The sequence below is a fragment of the Streptomyces sp. BRA346 genome (assembly GCF_052851135.1).
On the sequence record NZ_JAIWIH010000022.1, the window covers coordinates 40,718 to 61,049 of the forward strand.

18 protein-coding genes are annotated in these 20,332 nt (G+C 73.6%); 8 read left to right on the forward strand and 10 right to left on the reverse strand.

Going from position 1 to position 20,332, the window contains the following annotated elements:
- Positions 1-10: 10 nt before the first annotated feature.
- Both panC and LCH29_RS24825 read right to left on the reverse strand, forming a co-directional pair.
- Entirely contained in the window at positions 11-988 is a 978-nt protein-coding gene (gene panC / locus LCH29_RS24820; RefSeq protein ID WP_446463942.1) for a pantoate--beta-alanine ligase, read from the reverse strand.
- The gene (locus tag LCH29_RS24825; RefSeq protein ID WP_446463943.1) at positions 985-1,920 is read right to left on the reverse strand and encodes a Rossmann-like and DUF2520 domain-containing protein; all 936 of its coding nucleotides are present in this window, start codon (positions 1,918-1,920) and stop codon (positions 985-987) included. Before LCH29_RS24825 ends, panC begins: the two co-directional genes overlap by 4 nt.
- Before the next feature lie 213 nt (positions 1,921-2,133).
- On the opposite strand from LCH29_RS24825, the gene LCH29_RS24830 reads away from it, so the two are divergent.
- A complete protein-coding gene (locus LCH29_RS24830) occupies positions 2,134-3,345 on the forward strand; it encodes a threonine aldolase family protein (protein ID WP_446464095.1) in 1,212 nt (403 codons plus the stop codon).
- Between the two features lie 139 nt (positions 3,346-3,484).
- Here the strand turns inward: LCH29_RS24830 and LCH29_RS24835 are convergent, their stop codons facing one another.
- Positions 3,485-3,847: a hypothetical protein gene (locus LCH29_RS24835; RefSeq protein ID WP_446463944.1), complete on the reverse strand. Its 363-nt coding sequence runs from the start codon at positions 3,845-3,847 to the stop codon at positions 3,485-3,487.
- A 99-nt stretch (positions 3,848-3,946) separates the two neighbouring features.
- Here LCH29_RS24835 and LCH29_RS24840 point away from each other — a divergent pair, with 99 nt between their 5' ends.
- The gene (locus LCH29_RS24840) at positions 3,947-5,038 is read left to right on the forward strand and encodes a DUF5937 family protein (protein WP_446463945.1); all 1,092 of its coding nucleotides are present in this window, start codon (positions 3,947-3,949) and stop codon (positions 5,036-5,038) included.
- A 1,057-nt stretch (positions 5,039-6,095) separates the two neighbouring features.
- Here LCH29_RS24840 and LCH29_RS24845 read toward each other — a convergent pair.
- Together LCH29_RS24845 and LCH29_RS24850 are read right to left on the reverse strand one after the other, a co-directional pair.
- Positions 6,096-6,794, reverse strand: coding sequence for a response regulator (locus tag LCH29_RS24845; RefSeq protein ID WP_446463946.1), 699 nt, complete (start codon positions 6,792-6,794; stop codon positions 6,096-6,098).
- A gap of 81 nt (positions 6,795-6,875) precedes the next feature.
- On the reverse strand, positions 6,876-8,072 hold the full coding sequence (locus tag LCH29_RS24850; RefSeq protein WP_446463947.1) for a sensor histidine kinase: 1,197 nt from the start codon (positions 8,070-8,072) through the stop codon (positions 6,876-6,878).
- A gap of 110 nt (positions 8,073-8,182) precedes the next feature.
- Here LCH29_RS24850 and LCH29_RS24855 point away from each other — a divergent pair, with 110 nt between their 5' ends.
- Together LCH29_RS24855 and LCH29_RS24860 are read left to right on the forward strand one after the other, a co-directional pair.
- On the forward strand, positions 8,183-9,193 hold the full coding sequence (locus tag LCH29_RS24855) for an SAM-dependent methyltransferase (RefSeq protein WP_446463948.1): 1,011 nt from the start codon (positions 8,183-8,185) through the stop codon (positions 9,191-9,193).
- Between the two features lie 81 nt (positions 9,194-9,274).
- Entirely contained in the window at positions 9,275-10,417 is a 1,143-nt protein-coding gene (locus tag LCH29_RS24860) for an NADH-quinone oxidoreductase subunit D (protein WP_446463949.1), read from the forward strand.
- A 10-nt stretch (positions 10,418-10,427) separates the two neighbouring features.
- Here the strand turns inward: LCH29_RS24860 and LCH29_RS24865 are convergent, their stop codons facing one another.
- The 4 genes from LCH29_RS24865 to LCH29_RS24880 form a co-directional block, all read right to left on the reverse strand.
- Positions 10,428-11,531, reverse strand: coding sequence for a hypothetical protein (locus LCH29_RS24865; RefSeq protein WP_446463950.1), 1,104 nt, complete (start codon positions 11,529-11,531; stop codon positions 10,428-10,430).
- A gap of 74 nt (positions 11,532-11,605) precedes the next feature.
- Positions 11,606-12,568, reverse strand: coding sequence for an ABC transporter substrate-binding protein (locus tag LCH29_RS24870; RefSeq protein ID WP_446463951.1), 963 nt, complete (start codon positions 12,566-12,568; stop codon positions 11,606-11,608).
- A 91-nt stretch (positions 12,569-12,659) separates the two neighbouring features.
- The gene (locus LCH29_RS24875) at positions 12,660-13,397 is read right to left on the reverse strand and encodes an ABC transporter permease (RefSeq protein ID WP_446463952.1); all 738 of its coding nucleotides are present in this window, start codon (positions 13,395-13,397) and stop codon (positions 12,660-12,662) included.
- Positions 13,397-14,074, reverse strand: coding sequence for an ABC transporter permease (locus tag LCH29_RS24880; RefSeq protein WP_446463953.1), 678 nt, complete (start codon positions 14,072-14,074; stop codon positions 13,397-13,399). Before LCH29_RS24880 ends, LCH29_RS24875 begins: the two co-directional genes overlap by 1 nt.
- Before the next feature lie 128 nt (positions 14,075-14,202).
- On the opposite strand from LCH29_RS24880, the gene LCH29_RS24885 reads away from it, so the two are divergent.
- A complete protein-coding gene (locus tag LCH29_RS24885; RefSeq protein ID WP_446463954.1) occupies positions 14,203-15,360 on the forward strand; it encodes a betaine/proline/choline family ABC transporter ATP-binding protein in 1,158 nt (385 codons plus the stop codon).
- A gap of 235 nt (positions 15,361-15,595) precedes the next feature.
- Here LCH29_RS24885 and LCH29_RS24890 read toward each other — a convergent pair whose 3' ends face one another.
- Positions 15,596-16,726 carry an alpha/beta hydrolase gene (locus LCH29_RS24890; protein WP_446463955.1) on the reverse strand — a complete coding sequence of 377 codons (1,131 nt, stop codon included), beginning with the start codon at positions 16,724-16,726 and terminating at the stop codon, positions 15,596-15,598.
- 166 nt (positions 16,727-16,892) lie between these two features.
- Here LCH29_RS24890 and LCH29_RS24895 point away from each other — a divergent pair, with 166 nt between their 5' ends.
- Genes LCH29_RS24895 through LCH29_RS24905 form a run of 3 tightly spaced genes read left to right on the forward strand, consistent with a single transcriptional unit; the run spans position 16,893 to position 20,161 of the window.
- Entirely contained in the window at positions 16,893-18,725 is a 1,833-nt protein-coding gene (locus LCH29_RS24895) for a phosphatidylglycerol lysyltransferase domain-containing protein (RefSeq protein ID WP_446463956.1), read from the forward strand.
- A 48-nt stretch (positions 18,726-18,773) separates the two neighbouring features.
- Complete coding sequence (gene folP, locus LCH29_RS24900) at positions 18,774-19,685, forward strand: dihydropteroate synthase (protein ID WP_446463957.1); 912 nt, start codon at positions 18,774-18,776, stop codon at positions 19,683-19,685.
- Positions 19,682-20,161, forward strand: a complete 480-nt coding sequence (locus LCH29_RS24905) for a nuclear transport factor 2 family protein (RefSeq protein WP_123106853.1) — start codon at positions 19,682-19,684, stop codon at positions 20,159-20,161. Before folP ends, LCH29_RS24905 begins: the two co-directional genes overlap by 4 nt.
- Positions 20,162-20,332: the final 171 nt, after the last annotated feature.

Sequence of the window (20,332 nt, forward strand, 5' to 3'; positions counted from 1 at the left end):
GTCCGCCCGCTCACCGGCCCGCTCCGAACCACAGCCGGATGTTGTCGATCAGCCGCGTGGAGCCGACCTTCGCGGCGACGGCCAGCACGGCTTCGCCGGTGTGCTCCTCGGGTGCCTCGGTGAAGCTCTCCGGGTCGATCACGTCCAGGTAGTCGAGGACGAGCGGGGGGTCGAGCCGGGCCGCCTCCGCCAGCACCGCGCGCGCCGCGGCCCGCACCGCGCCGGGCGAGCCGACCCGGACGAGGCCGTCCGTGTCCCCGCCCGCGGCAGTCCCGGCGGATCGCGCCGCCGCCAGCCCCGCGTCCCGCCCCGCGAACAGCGCCCGGGACAGGGCCAGCGCGGTGTCCCGCTCCTGCGCGGACAGGTAGCGGTTACGGCTGGAGAGGGCCAGCCCGTCGCCCTCCCGGACCGTGGGGACGCCGACGATCTCCATCGGGAAGTCCAGGTCGTGCACCATCCGGCGGACCAGCACGAGCTGCTGCGCGTCCTTCTCGCCGAAGAAGGCGAAGTCCGGGCGGGTGAGGTGGAGCAGCTTGGCGACGACGGTGAGCACCCCGTCGAAGTGGCCGGGCCGGGAGGCGCCCTCGTACCCCTCGCCCATGGCCCCGGCGGACATCCGTATCCGCGGCTCGCCGCTCCCGTACACCTCCTCGGCGGAGGGGGCGAAGACGATGTCCGCGCCGGCGGCGGCCGCGACCTCCAGGTCGGCGTCGAGCGTGCGCGGATAGCGGTCCAGGTCCTCGCCCGCGCCGAACTGGAGCGGGTTGACGAAGACCGTGACGGTGACGAGGCCCTTGGCGCCGACCCGGGCGCGCGCGGCGCGGATCAGCGACGCGTGCCCGTCGTGCAGCGCGCCCATGGTCATGACGACGGCCGTACGCCCCGGCACGGCGAAGTGCGCCAGCGCCGCGTCGAAGTCCGCGCGGCGCGCGAACAGCTCGACGTCCGGCTCACCGGGGCTCGGTCTGGTCCACAGCTTCGGGCTCACGATCCCGCTCCTCCCCGGCCCCGGGCATCCGAGACATCCGACAGAACGCCCAGCAGGTTCTCCGCCAGCTCCGGCTTGAGCATCCCGTGCGCGAGCGCCCGGTCCGCCGTGGCACGGGCCATCGCGAGATATCCGGCGACGGCCTGCGGAGCGTGCCGCTTCAGCTCCTGGACATGCGCGGCGACCGTGCCCGCGTCGCCGCGCGCGACCGGGCCGGTGAGCGCGGCGTCGCCGCTGCGCAGCGAGTTGTCGAGCGCGGCGCCGAGCAGCGGGCCGAGCATCCGGTCGGGCGCCTCGACCCCGGACGCGCGCAGCAGCTCCATGGCCTGGGCGACCAGGGTGACCAGGTGGTTGGCGCCGATGGCGAGGGCCGCGTGATACAGCGGACGGGACTCCTCCGCGACCCACTCGGGCTCGCCGCCCATCTCGATGACCAGCGCCTCGGCGGCCAGCCGCAGCTCCTCGGGCGCGGTGACGCCGAAGGAGCAGCCCGCGAGCCGCTGGACGTCGACCGGGGTGCCGGTGAAGGTCATCACGGGGTGCAGCGCGAGCGGCAGCGCACCGGCCCGCAGGGCGGGCTCCAGCACGGCGGTGCCATAGCGGCCGGAGGTGTGCACCAGCAGCTGGCCGGGGCGCACCGCACCGGTCTCGGCGAGGCCCGCCACCAGCTCGGGCAGGGCGTCGTCGGGGACGGTGAGCAGCACCAGCTCGGCCCGCGCCAGCACCTCGGCGGGCGGGACGATCGGAACCTCGGGGAGCAGGGCGGCGGCCCGGCTCACGGAGGCGTCGGAGACGCCGGAGGCGGCGACGGGCCGGTGCCCGGCCAGCCGCAGCGAGGCGGCCAGCGCCGGGCCGACGCGACCGGCGCCGACGACGCCGACGGTCAGCCGGGCCGGGCGGTCCCGCGGCTCGGGAAGTGGATGTGCGTTCACGCGACTGCGGCCTTCCGTTCCAGTCCTCAGGGGGTACCGGACGATTCCCCGCCATGCTACGCGAGTGCTCCGCTCGGGCCGGGGCGCAGCCCTGCGCCTGTGGATAACGCGGCTGGACAACGCCGCTGGGCAACGCGGCCTGTGGATAACTCCAGGGGTGACCTGCCCGTGCGTCATCATCGGGTCATGGCGGACAAGGGGGACGCGGTGGACATGGCGGATGAGGCGGATCAGGCGGATGAGGTGGGCGTGGTGGACGAGCCGGAGGGGGCGGAACAGGCCGCGCGGGCGCGCAGACTCGCGGCCTGGCGCGGCTCCGAGCGGGTCCTGGTGCGGGGCCCGGTGGAGCTGCGGATCGGCGAGCGGCTGGCGGCCCTGACCGCCGCCGCGGACCTCGACGGCGCCCTCGACGACTGGGTGGACGTGTACGGGGACGGGGTGGTCGAAAGGCTGGAGCGGCGGGTCGCCGACCTGCTCGGCATGGAAGCCGCGGCCTTCTTCCCCACCGGCACCATGGCCCAGCAGGTCGCGCTGCGCGCCTGGGCCGGGCGCACCGGCAACCCGGTGGTGGCCGTCCATCCGCTGGCCCATCTGGAGGTGCACGAGCGGGACGCGTATCTGACGGTGAGCGGGCTGCGCGCGGTGCGGCCGACCACCGAGCCACGGCTGCCCACCGCCGACGAGATCCGCGACCTGGACGAGCCCTTCGGCACGCTCGCCCTCGAACTGCCGCTGCGCGACGCGGGCTTCGTGCTGCCGGAGTGGGACGACCTGGTCGCCGTCGTGGAGGCCGCCCGGGAGCGGGAGGCGGTGGTCCACTTCGACGGGGCCCGGCTGTGGGAGAGCACCACGTACTTCGGGCGCGGGCTCCCGGAGATCGCCGCCCTCGCGGACACGGTGTACGTGTCCTTCTACAAGTCGCTCGGCGGCATCGCGGGGGCCGCGCTGGCGGGCCCGGAGACGCTGATCGCGGAGGCGGCGGCATGGCGCCACCGGTACGGGGGTCAGCTGTTCCAGCAGTGGCCCACGGCGCTCGCCGCCCTGGCCGGTCTGGACCGCGAACTGCCGCGGCTGCCGTCGTACGTGGCCCATGCCGCGGTCGTGGCGCGGGCGATGCGCGAGGCGTTCGCGGCGGCCGGGGTGGCCTGGTCCCGGGTGCACCCGGAGGTGCCGCACACCCATCAGTTCCAGGTGTGGCTGCCGTATCCGGCGCGGGTGCTGGACGAGGCGGGGATACGGCTGGCCGAGGAGACCCGCACGACGCTGTTCCGGCGCTGGTCGGAGCCGGGGCCGCCCGGTCTGGCCGCCTCCGAGGTGACGGTGGCCGCACCCGCGCTGGACTGGACGGCGGAGGAGGTGACCGAGGCGGTCGCCGCGTTCCTGACGCGGGTGCGGGCGGTGCTGGCCGAGGACGGGCGAAGGTGACGGCTGACCGCCGGGCACGCGGCGGGCGGGCCCGCACGTGCCGGAGCTGGGCGCCGACAGGCGCAGGCGTGCGCCGCGTGCCGCACGCTGCTCGGCGCGTCGGCCGCAGGCCGGGCGCGGCCCGGCGGCCCGGCGGGGGTCAGCCGGTGGTCGGGCACGAGGACGGGTCCCTGACCGGGCGGACGGACGCGTCCCCGCCCGGCCCGGCACCTGGCCCGGCGGCCGGTTGCCGGGCCGCACCGGTCGGCCAATCCCCTGCGGCACGTACGGGCCGCGCGGCGCGTACGGCCCGGGCCGCCCGTGCCCTCACCGCGCGCAGGGCCCGCCGCAGGGCGCTGCCGCGGCGCCGGGCCGGGCGTTCCTCGATCACGGTCTGGAAGTCGCGGTATTCGCGCAGCGCCCGGAGGGTGCGCCAGTCGTCCCGGCCGGGGGCGGGCGGGGCGGGCTCACCGCGCTGGGCGGCCCGGTACAGGTCGAGTGCGTACTGCTGAGTGACGGACATGGAAGGAGCGTCGGACGGCCCGCCGCCGCCCGTCACCTCGATTGACGATCGCCGTCAAACGAAGTCGGGGCGCGGCCCGGGCTGCCGCACCATGGGGACATGGCCAATGTCGTGGACATCACCGGGCTGCCGCCCGAGCGCATCGTCTTCAGCCCGTCACCGCTCGCGGAACTGGGCGCCGCACTGCACGTGCTGTCCGAACCCGGCCACCACCCCGGGCAGCACGGCTGGGCCACCGCGACCGCCGCCTCCCTCAAGCCGGATCTCGCCGACCGGCTGTGCGAGGCGGACTTCCTGTGGGGCACGGCCCGCTCCGACCTGCTGCTGCCGTCCGCCCCCGGCGCGACGCTCGCGGAGGAGCTGGACGCGCTGGACCGGATCGACGACGAGGCGTTCGTGGCCGCCGCGTTCGAGATCAGCTGCTCCGCCTCGTACGACCGGCCGACGCCGTCCCCGCTGGTCGACCGGGACGAGCGGGACCGGGTCCGGGACATGGCCCGGGCCCGCGGACCGCGGCAATTGGCGTTCGTGGACCGCATGCTGGCGGACCCCGACGGGCTGCGGGTGTGGCTGCGGCGCCTGCTGGAGGACTGCCATCAGGCGTTCTTCGCGGACACCTGGCAGCGGGTGCGGGTCCAACTGGCCGCCGACGCCCGCCACAAGGGCGAGCTGCTCCAGCGCAAGGGGCTCGCGGAGGCGCTGACGGCGACGTCGGCCGCGCTGTCGCTGGAGCAGGGTGCGGACGGGCGGTCGCGCGTCCTGGTCGACAAGCTGGCGGCGGGGCGTACGACGGCCCACGGGAGCGGGCTGACCCTCATCCCGACGACCTTCGGCTGGCCGCATCTGCTGCTCGTGCACGCGCCGGGCTGGCACCCGGTGATCCAGTACCCCGTCGCCGGGCCCGAACTCACCCCGCCCGCCGCCCTGCAACTCGTCCAGCAGCGCCTGGAGGCCCTCGCCCATCCGATGCGGATGCGCATCTGCCGCACCCTGGCCCGGGGCCCGCACACCACGGGCGAGTTGGCCGAGGCGTACGCCATCACGCCGCCGGAGGTCTCCCGGCACATCGCCGTCCTGAAGAAGGCCGGGCTTCTGCACACCCGGCGGCGCGAGCGGTACGTCCTGCACCAGCTGGAGTTGGCGACGGTGGCGCGCCTGGGGAGCGACTTCCTGGAGGGCGTCCTGCGGTAGGGCGCGGCGGCGCGCCGGGGATTTCCCCCACCCCGCCCCTTCCCGAAACCGGGGGAGCCCCCCGGCCCCCCGGCCCCTCGCCGACCGCGGGGCTCCGCCCCAGCACCCCGCGTGGGCGCCGCCGTCGCAGAGGCCCGGCCGCGCCATTGCGGCCCGGCGCGCGGAGCCCCGCCCTCTGAAGGGGGGCTCACCCCCGTGGGCGCCACGGTCACGGAGGACCTGACCCCGTCGCCCTGGCCCACCCTGCGGGGCTCACCCGCCCCAGACGCGGCCTCCGCCCCAGCACCCCGCGTGCGCGCCGCCGTAGCAGACGGCCCGGCCCCGCCGCCGCAGCCCGGGCGTCGCACTCCCGTGGGCGCCACGCTCACGGAACCTGACCCTGCCGCCGCGGCCCTCGCCCGCCCCAGATGCAGGCTCCGCCCCAGCACCCCACACGGCCGCCGCCGTCGCAGAGGCCCGGCCGCGCCATTGCGGCCCGACGCGCGGGGCCCCGCCCCCTGAACGTGGGGCTCGCGGTCACGGAGGACGTGACCCCGTCGCCGCGGCCCGACCTGCGGGGGCTCCGCCCCAGCACCCCGCGTGCGCGCCGCCGTAGCAGAGAGCCCGGCCCNNCCGCCGCGGCCCGACCCGCGAGGGGTGGCCCGCCCTCCCCGGACATGGGGCCGCGCCCCCCGTGGGGCACCACGCTCACGGAGGACCTGACCCCCTCGCCCTGGCCCGACCTGCGGGGCTCACCCGCCCCAGACGCGGCCTCCGCCCCAGCACCCCGCGTGCGCGCCGCCGTAGCAGACGGCCCGGCCCCGCCGCCGCAGCCCGGGCGCGGCCCTGCCGCCGCGGCCCGACCCGCGAGGGGTGGCCCGCCCTCCCCGGACATGGGGCCGCGCCCCAGCGCGGGTAGGCCCGCCCGGCCCACCCGCCCGCAGCCGAGCTGCGGACAGTGGGCCCAGCGCCCCGCGTGGCCGCCGCTGTCGCGGAGGGGCGGGCCCTCTCACCGCAGCCCCGCCCGCGGGCCGTGGGCCGCCCGGCCCCGCGTCTGGGCGCCCCGCCCCGGGCCGGGTCAGCGGGGTGGGCCGCCTGCGCGGACCAGGCCGGTTTCGTAGGCCATCACCACCACCTGCACCCGGTCACGGAGTTCCAGCTTGGTGAGGATGCGGCCCACGTGGGTCTTCACGGTCGCCTCGGACAGCACCAGGCGGCCCGCTATCTCGCCGTTCGACAGGCCCTGGGCGACGAGCATCATCACCTCGCGCTCGCGCTCGGTGAGCCGTTCCAGCTCCGGGCGGGCCGCCGTGCCGGATCGGCCGCCGATGCCGCCGCCGGCGGTGCCCGGGAGCATCAGGGCGAAGCGGTTCAGGAGTCGGCGGGTGGTGCTGGGGGCGACGACCGCGTCACCGCTGTGGACGGCGCGGATCGCGGTGAGCAGTTCGCCCGGTGGCACGTCCTTGAGCATGAAGCCGCTCGCGCCCGCCTTGAGGGCGGAGAAGGCGTACTCGTCCAGGTCGAAGGTGGTCAGGATGAGGACCCGCGGCGCCCCGGCGCGTTCGCAGATGCGCCGGGTCGCCTCCACCCCGTCCAGCTTCGGCATTCTGACGTCCATCAGGACGACGTCCACCTCGGCGGAGCGCACCGCTTCCAGCGCCTCCAGCCCGTCGCCCGCCTCGGCGACGACCTCCATGTCGGGCTGGGCGGCGAGCACCATGCGGAAACCGGTGCGCAGCAGCACCTGGTCATCGACGAGCATGACGCGGATCGACATCCGGTCGGTCCCTTCCCTCGGCTTCCTCGGCGCGCGCTCCGTGCGGCGCCCACCCCATACGTACGCGCCGCCGTCCGCGGCTCACCTCGCCGGTTTCAGCGGCAGCAGCGCGCTGATGCGGAAGCCGCCGCCCGGGCGCGGGCCCGCGTCGAGCGTGCCACCCACCATGCCGACGCGCTCGCGCATCCCGATCAGCCCGTGGCCGCTGCCGTCGGCACCGCCGTCCTCGTACAACTCGCGCTGGGCGCCCCGCCCGTCGTCCTCGACCAGCAGGCCGAGCCCGTCGTCGAAGTAGGTGATGCGGACGCTGGCGCCGACGTCGGGGCCGCCGTGCTTGCGGGTGTTGGTGAGCGCTTCCTGCACGATGCGGTACGCGGTCAGCTCCACGCCGCTGGGCAGTTGGCGCGGGCTGCCGACGACCTTGAAGTCCACCGGGAGCCCGGATCCGCGAGCCTGCTCGACCAGTTCGTCGATCTGCTCGACGTCCGGCTGCGGGACGTAGTCGTCGGCTTCCCCCGGTTCCCCGGTGCGCAGCACGCCCAGCAGCCGCCGCATCTCGGCGAGGGCCTGGCGGCCGGTGCCGGAGATCGTCTCCAGCGCCTGCCGGGCCTGGTCCGGGGAGGCGTCGAGGACGTACGCGGCGCCGTCCGCCTGAACGACCATCACCGACACGTTGTGCGCGACGACATCGTGCAGTTCGCGGGCGATCCGGGCGCGTTCGGCGGCGACCGCGACCTTCGACTGCGCCTCGCGCTCCTTCTCCAGCCGGGAGGCGCGCTCCTCCAGCTGGGCGTAGTAGGCGCGGCGGGTGCGGATCGAGTCGCCGAGCACCCAGGCCAGGACGAAGGGGATGGTGACGAAGACCGTCGAGACGGCGGCCTCCCCCGAGGACTCGTGTTCGGCGGGCCAGCGGAGGGTGGCGAGCGACGGTGCGCAGATCGCGGCGCCCAGGGCCAGCCGGGAGGTGCGCCGTCCGCCGGTGCACGCGACGGTGTAGACGATCACCAGCATCGCGAAGTCGACGATGTTGATCCTGACGTCCAGCGCGAGCTGGGCGAGGCCGCACGCGATGGCCAGCCACAGCATCGCCGCGGGGGCGCGGCGGCGCAGCGCGACGGCGGCGCACAGCGCCAGCGTGATCGGCACGGCCGCGAGGGGTGGCTCATAGCCCGGGGATGCCCCTACGAACCACAGGAGACCGCAGCCGAAGAGGAGGACGCCCCAGAAGGTGTCCACCCCTGTCGGATGGCTGCGGAGGAAATCGTAGAGGCGCTGCACGTCACCCAGAGTAGGCAGTGCGGACACCCGGGCGGGTCAGCCCGAGGGGCGATCCGTAGGGCCCCGTCCTACTCCCCAAGGTGGATGCCGCTCCGCTTTAGCGTGGGGACGTGGCGAGTGAACAGCACGAATGGTGCGGGTGGCGGGAAGCCGCCGAACGGGCGCTGTACGGGACGGACGGCTTCTTCCGGCGGGCGGAGGGACCGGCCGGTCACTTCCGCACGTCGGTGCATGCCTCACCGCTGTACGCGCGGGCGGTCACGGAGCTGCTGCGGCGGGTGGACGAGGCGCTGGGACGGCCGCCGGAGCTGGCCCTGGTGGACCTGGGCGCGGGGCGCGGCGAGCTGCTGACCGGGGTGCTGGCGGCGGCCGCCGGTGAGCCGCACGGACTGGCCGCACGGCTGCGGCCGTACGCGGTCGAGCGGGCGGCGCGGCCGGACGGGCTCGATGCGCGCGTGGAGTGGCGGGAGACGGCGCCGGAGGGGTTCACGGGGCTGCTGTTCGCCAACGAGTGGCTGGACAACGTCCCCGTCGACGTCGCCGAGACGGACGCGGACGGCGTCCCGCGCCGGGTCGAGGTCTCGGCGGCCGACGGCGCCGAACGGCTGGGCGCCGAGGTGACCGGCGAGGACGCGGAGTGGCTGGCCCGGTGGTGGCCGCTGGCGGGCGCCGAGCCGGGGCTGCGGGCCGAGATCGGGCGGCCCCGCGACGCGGCCTGGGCGGCGGCCGTGCGGTGCGTGGGCGCCGGGCTCGCGGTCGCCGTGGACTACGGCCACGAGCGCGCCGCCCGGCCGCCCTTCGGCACCCTGACCGGCTTCCGGGACGGCCGCGAGGTGCGGCCGGTGCCGGACGGCTCCTGCGATCTCACGGCGCACGTGGCGCTGGACGCGTGCGCGGCCGGGACGGACGCCCGTCCGATCCCCCAGCGCGACGCGCTGCGCCACCTGGGCCTCGACGGGGGCCGCCCGCCGCTCGCCCTGGCCTCGACGGACCCGGCCGCCTACGTACGGGCCCTGAGCGCGGCGGGCGAGGCGGCGGAGCTGCTGGACCCGGCGGGCCTGGGCGGCTTCCGGTGGCTGGCCCGGCCGGTGGGCCTGCCGTACGGGTCCCTCCTGCCGTAGGCCGGGGCCCGGGGCCGGGGGGCTGGTCCAGGGGCTGGACCCGGTTTCTGGGCGAGGCGGGTGCCGAGACAAACTGTTCCCATGACGGAGACGACAGTCGGCATCGGCGGCGCGGCGGAAAGCACCGACATGGTGCTGAACATCGGCCCGCAGCACCCGTCCACCCACGGTGTGCTGCGGCTCCGGCTGGTGGTCGACGGGGAACGCGTCCAGCACGCGGAGCCGGTGATCGGGTACATGCACCGCGGCGCCGAGAAGCTGTTCGAGGCGCGCGACTACCGCCAGATCATCATGCTCGCCAACCGCCACGACTGGCTGTCCGCGTTCTCCAACGAGCTGGGCGTCGTCCTCGCCGTCGAGCGGATGCTCGGGATGGAGGTCCCGGAGCGCGCCGTATGGGTGCGTACGCTGCTGGCCGAGCTGAACCGGGTGCTGAACCACCTGATGTTCCTCGGCTCGTACCCCCTGGAGCTGGGCGGCATCACGCCGATCTTCCACGCGTTCCGGGAGCGCGAGGACCTCCAGCACGTGATGGAAGAGATCTCCGGCGGCCGGATGCACTACATGTTCAACCGGGTCGGCGGGCTCAAGGAGGACCTGCCGGCGGGCTGGCTCGGCCGGGCCCGGGCGGCGGTGGCCGAGGTGCGGTCGCGGATGGACGTGTACGACGGGCTGGTGCTCGGCAACGAGATCTTCCGGGGGCGCACCCGCGGGGTGGGCGTCCTGTCCCCGGAGGCCGTGCACGCCTACGGGGTCAGCGGCCCCATCGCCCGCGCCTCGGGCGTGGACTTCGACCTGCGGCGCGACGAGCCGTATCTGGCGTACGGAGACCTCCAGGACACCCTGAAGGTCGTCGTGCGCGAGGAGGGCGACTGCCTGGCCCGCTTCGAATGCCTGCTGGAGCAGACCCACAACGCGCTGGCGCTCGCCGACGCCTGTCTGGACCGGCTCGCCGAGCTTCCGCCGGGGCCGATCAACCAGCGGCTGCCGAAGGTGCTCAAGGCCCCCGAGGGCCACACCTACGCGTGGACCGAGAACCCGCTCGGCCTCAACGGCTACTACCTCGTCTCGAAGGGCGAGAAGACGCCGTACCGGCTGAAGCTCCGCTCGGCCTCGTTCAACAACATCCAGGCGCTCACGGAGCTTCTGCCGGGCACGCTCGTCGCCGACATGGTGGCGATCCTCGGATCGCTGTTCTTCGTCGTCGGCGACATCGACAAGTAGGCACCGAGCTCTACGAGATCGCGCTGCGCAGCTCCCCGATCCCGCTGGGCTCGTTCTCCTCGTGCGCGGTCAGGTCGATGACCTCTCCCACCGCGCCCTTGCGGGTCTCGGCGAGGGTCTCCGCGCCGATCACGTCGGCGAGGTCCTCCTCGGCCTCCGGCTCGGGCTCCTGCTGCTTCGGCGGGTTCTTCTGGGTGCCGAAGTAGTCGAAGCCGCTCTCCGAACGGGAGGCGGCCCGGCGGGCCGCGGCATACGGCACCACGGCGGAGGCGGCCGTACGGGCGTGCGGAGGCGGCACCGGGGAGCTGTCCGGGCCGTCACGCTCGTCGGCCGCCGGGCGCTTCCCCGGGACGGCTGCACCGTCCTCGTCCGGGTCCGCGGCCGTTCTCCCGGCCGTGCTGTCCGTCGCTTCCGCCTTCTCCCGCTCCCTGGCCTCGGCCTCGGCCTTCTCCTGCTCGGCCGCCAGGGCACGCGATTCCGCTTCGGCTCGCTCCCGCTGCTGGCGCGCGCTGGCGACGAGACGGCTCAGCGCCTCGTCGGCGCGTGCGTACGCGCTGAGGTCGAGACCGTCGCCGAGGGATTCCGCCGACTCCGCCGACTCGGCGTCCGCGGCGGTCTCGCCGGACGGCTCCCCCGCGGTCAGCTCCTTCGACGGGACCGCGGCCTCCAGGGCGAGCCTGCGGCGCCCCTCCAGGGCGCTGGCGCGCTCGGTCTCGGCCGTGGCGTAGCGGCGCAGCAGCTCGGCGTGCTCGTTGCGCAGCCGGGCGAGTTCGGCCCGCTTGGCGCGGAGCCGGGTGTTGAGCGCGGTGCGCAGCTCGGCGGCCTTCTCCGCGTCGGCCTCCAGCTCCGCGATCCGCTCCTCGTACTTCATCTCCTGGCGGGCGGTCTCACTCGCGGCCTCCGCGACCCGGCGGCCGGCCGCGCGGTCCCAACGGCGCGTCAGGACCGAGCCGACGACCGCGGCGGTGGCCGCGGTCGCGGCGAGTCCACGGATCACAACCGTATCGCCGACCAGCCAGGCACCGGCGGCGCAGGTTATTGACGCGGCTGCAACCGACAGAGGGGGAAGTAGCCTGTGCAGGGGTGGGGATTGGCGGTGGCGTCCACGTGGCATGGGCCGAAACTTACCGTGCGTACCGCCGCTTTGGGGGGTCGGCAGGCCACATCCGTTGTGAATCCGTTGGCAAACTACTTCACCAGACCCTTCTCCTTGAGGTAGTCGGCCGCGACATCGGCGGGCTTGAGCCGCTCGGCGTCAACTTTCTTGTTGAGTTCGGTGAGATCGGCCGTGGTGAGTACGCGGCCGAGCTTGTTCAGCGCGTTTTCGATCTTGGGTGAACCGGCGGACTTCGCATTCACGACGGGAAGTACGTTGTCGGCATTCTGGAGATTTTTGTCGTCGTCGAGCAGGACGAGCCCGAACTGGTCGAGCGTGGCGTCCGTGGTGGTGGTCAGGACCATCTGGTCCTTGCCGTCCTTGACCGCCTGCTTGGCCTGCACGCTGCCGATGTCCAGCGGGTCGATGCCCGCGATGTCGATGCCGTAGCGCTTCTCCAACCCGGGCTGGCAGAACGGCCGCTTCGGGCATTCGTCGCCCGCCGCCAGCTTGACCTTCTGCCCGGACTTCCCCAGATCGGAGAGCGTCTTGAGGTCGTGCTCCTTCGCGAACTTCTCGCTCACCGCGAAGGCGTTCTGGTCGACCGCCTTGCCGGCGTCGAGCACCTTCAGCCCGCGCGGCTCCGCGAGCTTCTTCAGCGCCTTCACCGTGTCGTCCGCGTCGGAGGAGGCCACGGGCTCGGCATTCGGCCCGTTCTTCTTCTGGTTGAGGAATTCGGCGAGCGTCGCCGCGTACTCCGGTACGACATCCATCTGACCCTTCTCCAGGGCCGGTTCATACAGTTCGCGGGTGTCCACCGTCTTGAGGGAGGTCGAGTAACCGGCGTCCTCCAGCAGTCCCGCGTACAGCTCAGCGAGGATCTTCGACTCGGCGAAGGAGGCCGTCCCGATCACCAGCGAGCCCTCCTTGCCGGGCTTGCCGGAGCCGTCGCCTCCGCCGGACTTCTCCAGGCTCTCGCCGCCGCACGCGGTCGCGCCGACCGCCAGCACCACGGCGCTCGCCGCCGCCCCCGCCACTCTCAAGAACGTGCTCATGGGTTCCCCATCCATAGATATGTACGACTGGACATGTACGGCTTCGGATGCATACGGATGCGTACGGCCGCGCACCGAGGCGATGCGGGCGTTACGACGTCAGCGCGGGCGCCTTGGGCGCCTGGTCGGCGGGCGGGCGGCGGAACGCGGCCGACCGCCGCCCCGTCTTCCGCCGCATCGGGTCCAGCGCCAGCCCCAGCACCACGAACACGCCCTCGACCAGCAGCGCGAGCGCCGCGACCAGCACCGCCCCGGCCACCACCTGGGGCGTGTCGGTGAGCCGGAAGCCCGCCGTGATGATCCGGCCGAGCCCGCCGCCGCCGGGCAGCGCCGCCAGCGTCGCGGTGGCCACCACCTGCACCGCGGCGGTCCGCACGCCCGTCATGATCAGCGGGAAGGCGAGCGGCAGCTCGACCCGGCGGATCAGCTGGCCGCCCGTCATCCCCATGCCCCGGGCCGCCTCCACGACCTCCCGGTCCGCCTCGCTCACCCCGACGTACGCGTTGGTGAGCAGCGGCGGGACGGCGAACAGCACCAGCGCGATGATCGTGGGCCACTGGCCGTGCGAGCCCAGCGGGCTGAGGAGCAGCAGCACCAGCACGGCGAAGGTGGGCACCGCCCGGCCCGCGTTGGAGATGTTGACCGCGATCGCGCCGCCCTTGCCGATGTGGCCGAGCAGAACGGCGACCGGCAGCGCGACCGCGCACGAGATCGCCAGACAGACGAACGTCAGGAACAGGTGCTGGCCGAGCCGGTGCCACACCCCGTCCCCGCCCGACCAGTGCGACCCGGTGGCCAGCCAGTTCCACGCCTCGCCGATGACGCCCATCAGGCCCTCCTCCTCTTGCGCGCCCAGGGCGTCAGCACCCGCTGGACGCCGAGCAGAACGACGTCCGCCACGACCGCCAGCGCCACGCACAGCACCGAGGCGGTCAGCACCTGCGCCTTGAAGAAGCTGTGCATGCCCTCGTAGATGAGGTTGCCGAGCCCGCCGTAGCCGATGATCGCGCCGACCGTGGTGAGCGAGACGGTGGAGACCGTGGTGATCCGCAGCCCGGCCATCAGGGCGGGCAGCGCGAGCGGCAACTCGACGCCGAGGAGCAGCCGCAGCGGCCCGTACCCCATGCCGCGCGCGGCCTCCCGGGCGTCCTCCGGCACGGAGGCCAGGCCCGCCATGATGTTGCGCACCAGGATGGTCAGCGAATAGAGCACCAGGCCCGTGACCACGACCGCCTGGGACACCCCGAAGACCGGCAGCAGCAGCGAGAACATCGCGAGCGACGGCACCGTGTAGAGGATCGTGGTCATCCCCAGCACCGGGCCCGCCACGCCCTGCCGGCGGCGGGCCAGCAGCGCGAGCGGAAAGGCGATCACGAGGCCGATCGCGACCGACGCGAGGGTGATCCCGACATGCTGAAGCGTCGCGTCCGTCAGCTCCTGACCACGCGTGCGCACATACTCGCCGCAAATCCATTCGTTACTGATCAGACAGTTCTGGTCCGCCATACGCTCACCTCCCCCGGGCAGTGGTCGTCCAATTCCTGGGTGACCCTATCCCCGGGAGATGACAATCTCGTCCGATCGCCACACAACAGCAACAATGTCTGCCACGAATGCGGCAACAATGGGGAGCCATGATCCGTTTCGAGCATGTCACCAAGCGCTACGCCGACGGCACGACCGCCGTGGACGATCTGTCCTTCGAGGTCGCGGAGGGTGAGCTGGTCACGCTCGTCGGGCCCTCGGGCTGTGGCAAGACCACCACGATGAAAATGGTCAACCGGCTCATCGAGCCGTCCTCCGGCCGGATTCTGGTGGAGGACAAGGACATCGCCGAGACGGATCCGGTCGCGCTGCGCCGCCGTATCGGCTACGTCATTCAGCAAGTCGGTCTCTTCCCGCACAAGACCGTGCTGGAGAACACCGCGACCGTGCCGCATCTGCTGGGGTGGCAGCGGAAGAAGGGGCGGGACCGGGCCGCCGAGCTGCTCGATCTGGTCGGACTCGACCCTTCCGTATATGGCGACCGCTATCCGGACCAGCTCTCCGGCGGCCAGCGGCAGCGGGTCGGGGTGGCGCGGGCGCTGGCGGCCGACCCTCCGGTGCTGCTGATGGACGAGCCCTTCGGGGCCGTCGACCCGGTCGTCCGCGAACATCTCCAGACGGAATTCCTGCGGCTTCAGTCGCAGGTGCGAAAGACCGTGCTCTTCGTGACGCACGACATCGAGGAGGCGGTGCGGCTCGGCGACCGCATCGCGGTGTACGGATCCGGGCGCATCGAACAGTTCGACACCCCGGCGGCCGTGCTGGGCGCGCCCGCCTCGCCGTACGTCGCCGACTTCGTCGGCGCCGACCGGGGCCTCAAGCGGCTCTCGGTCACCCCCATCGAACCCGGCGACCTCTGGCAGCCGCCCGTCGTCCACCTCGACGACCCGCTCACCAAGGCGGCCGCCCGCCTGTCCTCGGACGGCGCCCGGTGGGCCGTCGTCCTGGACGACGCGGACCATCTCCACGGCTGGATCCCGGCGGACGCGGCCGACGGGCAGGACGGGACGGTACGGGACCATGCCCGCCGGATGGAGGCGTGGCTGCCGGTGGGGGCGCCGCTCAAGCAGGCGTTCAGCACGATGCTCCAGCACGACGCGGGGTGGATCGCCGTCCTGGACGGCGAACGCTTCCTCGGCGTCCTCACCCCGGGGCGCCTGCACGAGGCCCTGCGCCGCTCGATCGACGCCGACGCGGGCGGAATCGCCCGCGGCGACGTCAACCTCCAGACGGTGGCCGACACCTGAGCCCTGCCCCCACCCCCGGCCCCGGCCCGGTGCGGGGCTCCGCCCCCGCACGGCACCGGGCCTACGGGGGCGCTCCGGCGCGCCTCGCCAAGCGCGCGGGCTGCGGAGCGCCGCCGGGCGCCCAGCGGCGGTCCCGGTCCGCGGAGCGCGTGCGGGGCCCCGGGGCGGAGCCCCGCCGCGCGGCGGAGCCGCATATCGGACGCTGCGGGAAGGGGCGGCGTGGGGGAAGGACCGCTCAGTCGGCTCGGAGGCGGGTGCTCATCCATTCCAGGGCGGGGGACACCTCGCGCTTCCAGGTGTTGAAGTTGTGGCCCCCGGTACCGAGGATCATCGACGAGATGCGGATCGGCTCGCCGCGGCGGTTCCGGTCCTGCACCTTCGCCACGAACCGCATCGTCGCCCCGTAGTTCTTCTCGCCGCGCTCGCTGCTGCTCACCAGCAGCGAGACCGGCGGGGCGGGCTGGTGGTCGAGGCGCCACATGAGGTTGTTCTCGCGCTCCAGCTGCTTGCTGCCGCCGAAGAGATCGCCGGTGGTCGGGTCGATGGGGGCCTTGTAGTAAGGGGACAGCCCGACGGCGGTGGAGAACGCGTCGGGGTGGCGCATCGCCATCTTCAGGGCGCAGTAGCCGCCGGTGGAGTTGCCGATGACACCCCAGTTGCGGGCCTGTGTGCCCGCCCGGTAGTGCTCGGAGACGGCCTTCGGCACGTCCTTGGTGAAGAAGGTCTCGGTCTGCGGACCGCCGGGGACGTCCATGCACTCCGTATCCCGCGGCGGCACCACCGTCGGCCGCATCATGACCAGGATCGTCGGTTGCATCCTTCCCTCTTTGACCAGCTTCTGGGACTTCTGGGGGTATTTCAGACCATTGATGAGGGCCTCGGTGGTGCCCGGGTAGCCGGTCAGCACGAGGGCCGCGGGGAACCGGCGCTCGGCGTACCCGGGCTGGAAGTACTCCGGCGGCAGATAGACGTACGCGGGGCTCGCGATCCGCGAGACCGGCCCCCGGAAGGTGACCTTGTCGATGCGCCCGCCGGCCGCGGGCGACGAGCCGCCGGAGACGTTGAGCTTGCGGCTCTCGGTGACCTTCACCCGGCCCCCGGGGGTGTCGTGGTCCACCACCACCCCCATCTCGTTCTCGCCCCCGAAGAGGTCGGCCCATGATCCGTAAAAACCGAAAGACTGATTGGCGAACAATCCAAAGGCCGCGAACACCGCCACCTGGGTTGCCGCTAGCATGCCGACCCGGCCGACCACGGCGGTCACCCCGCGTCCGGCCAGCCGCGGCCACAGCCATATCGTGGCTGTGAACAGCAGCAGCGCCGCGACGACAGCCATGATCACGACGTTGTTGCTCGTGAGACCCATCACTATCTTTCTGCCGGGCGGCGGTCGTCCGTGCCGCGGGGGGCGCCTTCCGGCGGGAGCCGGGGGCGGAACCCCGCCGCCTCGAACTGCATCTAGATAGACGCAAATCGTGCGGAAGCTGCGTCAGAGAACCAAAGATCCTTTGACCGAAGCGACGGGAATGCGAATGTCTGACAGTCCAGATGCCGAAAAGTCCGGAGGGGTTCCCAACCGGATACGGCGCGTGCTGCGCGGGCCGCGTCCGGAGACGGTCCCCACCGCCGTCGGCACGGCCTGCACGGTGATCGGGCTCGTGGACATCGTTTTTCCGCGGCTGCGGCACAGCAAGGTGCACGCGCTGGCGGAGCTGCTGCCCGGCGCGGTCAGCTCCCTGGCCGCCGCGGCGTCCATCGTGGTCGGGCTGCTGCTGCTGATGCTGGCGCACGGCCTGAAGCGGCGTAAGCGCCGCGCCTGGGTGGCGGCGGTGGCACTGCTGCCGGTCGGGGCGGCGGCCCAGCTGCTGTACCGGCACTCGGTCCTGGGCACCGTCTTCTCGCTCGTCCTGATGGTCGTGCTGCTGCACTACCGCCGCGAGTTCGCCGCGCTGCCCGACCCGCGCAGCCGCTGGATGGCGCTGGCCAACTTCGTGGTCATGGGCGCGGTGAGCGTCGGGGTCGGGCTGCTCATCGTGCGGTCGCACCCGGACACCATCGAGGGCGCGCCGTCGCTGGCGGCGCAGCTGGAGCACGTGCTGTGGGGGCTGTTCGGCTTCGAGGGGCCGGTCGGCTACCGCGACGGCGCGGACTACACGGTCGGCTACTCGCTGGGCGCGCTCGGCCTGCTGACGGTCGCCACCACCGCGTACCTCGCCTTCCGCCCCGAGCACCCGGCCGCCCGGCTGACCGCCTCCGACGAGGAGCGGCTGCGGGAGCTGCTGACCACCCACGGGCGTCGCGACTCGCTCGGCCACTTCGCGCTCCGCCGCGACAAGGCGGTGATCTTCTCGCCCAGCGGCAAGTCCGCCGTCTGCTACCGCGTGGTCTCCGGCGTGATGCTGGCCAGCGGTGACCCGGTCGGCGACGTCGAGGCGTGGCCGGGCGCGATCGCCGCGTTCATGGAGGAGGCGCGGGCGCACTCCTGGACCCCCGCGGTGATGGGGTGCAGCGAGACCGGCGGCGAGGTGTGGACCCGGGAGACCGGTCTTGACGCGCTGGAACTGGGCGACGAGGCGATCGTGGACGTCGCGGACTTCACCCTCTCCGGGCGCGCCATGCGCAACGTGCGCCAGATGGTCAAGCGCATCGAGCGGGCCGGTTACGAGACGAGGGTGCGCCGCGTCGCCGACCTCGACGCGGCGGAGCTGGAGGCCGTCCGGCGCGCCGCAGAGGACTGGCGGGGCACCGACACCGAGCGCGGCTTCTCGATGGCGCTGGGCCGGATCGGCGACCCGGCGGACGGCGAGTCGGTGATCGCCACCGCCCACAAGACCGCCGAGGAGGGCGCCGAGGAGGGTCCGTACGGAGACCTGAAGGCCGTCCTGCACTTCGTGCCCTGGGGCCCGGACGGGATGTCGCTGGACCTGATGCGGCGCGACCGGAGCGCCGACCCGGGCATGAACGAGCTGCTGATCGTCGCCTCGCTCCAGGCCGCCCCGGCGCTGGGCGTCACCCGCGTGTCGCTGAACTTCGCGATGTTCCGCTCGGCGCTGGCGCGCGGCGAGAAGCTGGGCGCGGGCCCGGTGCTGCGTGGCTGGCGGGGGCTGCTGGTGTTCCTGTCCCGCTGGTTCCAGATCGAGTCGCTGTACAAGTTCAACGCCAAGTTCCGGCCGCGCTGGGAGCCGCGCTTCGTGGTGTTCCGCAACACCCGGGACCTGCCGCGCATCGGGCTGGCCGCGATGCAGGCCGAGGGGTTCGTCTCCCTCGCGCTGCCCCGGCTGCTGCGCCGCGGGCGGCGCGCCGAGCCGCGGCCCTGCGCGCACCAGGCCCCGGCCCGGCGCCGCGAACTGGAGCAGGCCGCCTAGACCCCCGCGTCCCCCGCCCGGGCTGCCGGTACGTCTAGCCTTAAGGTCATGAGGACGTTGCGCGAGCGGGGCCGAGTGACCGGACTGCCGGAATGGGACCGGTGTGCGGTCATGGGCGTGGTGAACGTCACGCCGGACTCCTTCTCCGACGGCGGCCAGTGGTTCGACACCGACCTGGCCGTCAAGCACGGTCTGGACCTGGTCGCGGCCGGGGCCGACCTGGTGGACGTCGGGGGCGAGTCGACCCGGCCGGGCGCGGCGCGCGTCGACGAGGCCGAGGAGCTGCGCCGGGTGATCCCGGTGGTGCGGGAGCTGGCCGCGGCCGGCGTCTCGATCAGCGTGGACACCATGCGCGCCACGGTCGCCGAGCGGGCGATCGAGGCGGGCGCGCTGCTGGTCAACGATGTGAGCGGCGGCCGCGCCGACCCGGCGATGGTGCCGGCGGTGGCCGCGGCCGAGGTGCCCTTCGTGGTGATGCACTGGCGCGGCCAGTCGATCGACATGAGCAACCGGGCGGTGTACGAGGACGTGGTCGGCGAGGTCGTCGCCGAGCTGCGTACCAGCGTGGAGCGGGCCGTCGAGGGCGGTATCGCCCCCGAGCGGATCGTGCTCGACCCGGGACTGGGCTTCGCCAAGGACGCCGAACACGACCTGGCGCTGGTCGCGCACCTGTCCGCACTGCGCCAACTGGGCCGCCCGCTGCTGGTGGCGGCCTCCCGGAAGCGGTTCCTGGGCCGGGTCCTGGCCGACGACGGGGGCGCTCCGCCGCCCGCCAGGGAGCGGGACGCCGCGACCGCCGCGGTGACCGCGATCGCCGCGCGCGAGGGCGCCTGGGCGGTCCGGGTGCACGAGGTGCGGGCGAGCGCGGACGCGGTGCGGGTGGCCCGGGCCATCGAGACGGCCGAGGCCGCATACCCCGAGAACGCGACGAACGCGGCGAACGCGGCGGGAGCGCTGTGACTTCCCTTACCGACAGCGAGCGGGTGGCGCTGGTGAACACCGCTCTGTACGAGGCCATGGAGCAGGGCGACCACGGGGCGCTGGACCGGCTGTGGCTGGATTCCGCCGAGACCGAGGTGTCCTGTGTGCACCCGGGCTGGCCGGTGCTGCGCGGCCGGGGCGAGGTCTTGCGTTCGTACGCGCTGATCATGGCGAACACCGACTACATCCAGTTCTTCCTGACCGACGTCGAGGTGTCGGTGATGTCCGACACCGCGCTGGTGACCTGCACCGAGAACATCCTCAGCGGCGCCCCGGCCGAGGAGGAGGGGCAGCTCGGCCCGCTGGTCGGCCAGCTGGTGGTGGCCACGAACGTGTTCCGGCGCACCGACGACGGCTGGAAGGTGTGGTCGCACCACGGCTCCCCGGTGCTCGCGGAACGTGACGACGAGGGCCCGGAGGGTCCCGATGACGACGATCGGCTGATGCCGGGCTGAGTCCCTGGTCCCGGCCCCGTGATGGCTCGAATGGGGTCCGTTCGAGCCGTGCGAGGTGCGGGTAGGTGAAGGTGGCGCGGGGCTGTGGGAGGCATCCGCCGCGACCCCGTGGGCATGTGCCGCCGACATTCGCAGGTAGATTCGAGGAGGTTCCCCCCCGACGGCAGGGGG

Bases quoted from the DNA above. Each gene is read 5' to 3' on its own strand.
- LCH29_RS24830 (WP_446464095.1), top strand. From the start codon at position 2,134: ATGGCGGATGAGGCGGATCAGGCGGATGAGGTGGGCGTGGTGGACGAG.
- LCH29_RS24835 (WP_446463944.1), bottom strand. From the start codon at position 3,847: ATGTCCGTCACTCAGCAGTACGCACTCGACCTGTACCGGGCCGCCCAG.
- LCH29_RS24840 (WP_446463945.1), top strand. From the start codon at position 3,947: ATGGCCAATGTCGTGGACATCACCGGGCTGCCGCCCGAGCGCATCGTC.
- LCH29_RS24845 (WP_446463946.1), bottom strand. From the start codon at position 6,794: ATGTCGATCCGCGTCATGCTCGTCGATGACCAGGTGCTGCTGCGCACC.
- LCH29_RS24860 (WP_446463949.1), top strand. From the start codon at position 9,275: ATGACGGAGACGACAGTCGGCATCGGCGGCGCGGCGGAAAGCACCGAC.
- LCH29_RS24865 (WP_446463950.1), bottom strand. From the start codon at position 11,531: ATGCCACGTGGACGCCACCGCCAATCCCCACCCCTGCACAGGCTACTT.
- LCH29_RS24870 (WP_446463951.1), bottom strand. From the start codon at position 12,568: ATGAGCACGTTCTTGAGAGTGGCGGGGGCGGCGGCGAGCGCCGTGGTG.
- LCH29_RS24875 (WP_446463952.1), bottom strand. From the start codon at position 13,397: ATGGGCGTCATCGGCGAGGCGTGGAACTGGCTGGCCACCGGGTCGCAC.
- LCH29_RS24880 (WP_446463953.1), bottom strand. From the start codon at position 14,074: ATGGCGGACCAGAACTGTCTGATCAGTAACGAATGGATTTGCGGCGAG.
- LCH29_RS24885 (WP_446463954.1), top strand. From the start codon at position 14,203: ATGATCCGTTTCGAGCATGTCACCAAGCGCTACGCCGACGGCACGACC.
- LCH29_RS24890 (WP_446463955.1), bottom strand. From the start codon at position 16,726: ATGGGTCTCACGAGCAACAACGTCGTGATCATGGCTGTCGTCGCGGCG.
- LCH29_RS24895 (WP_446463956.1), top strand. From the start codon at position 16,893: ATGTCTGACAGTCCAGATGCCGAAAAGTCCGGAGGGGTTCCCAACCGG.
- folP (WP_446463957.1), top strand. From the start codon at position 18,774: ATGAGGACGTTGCGCGAGCGGGGCCGAGTGACCGGACTGCCGGAATGG.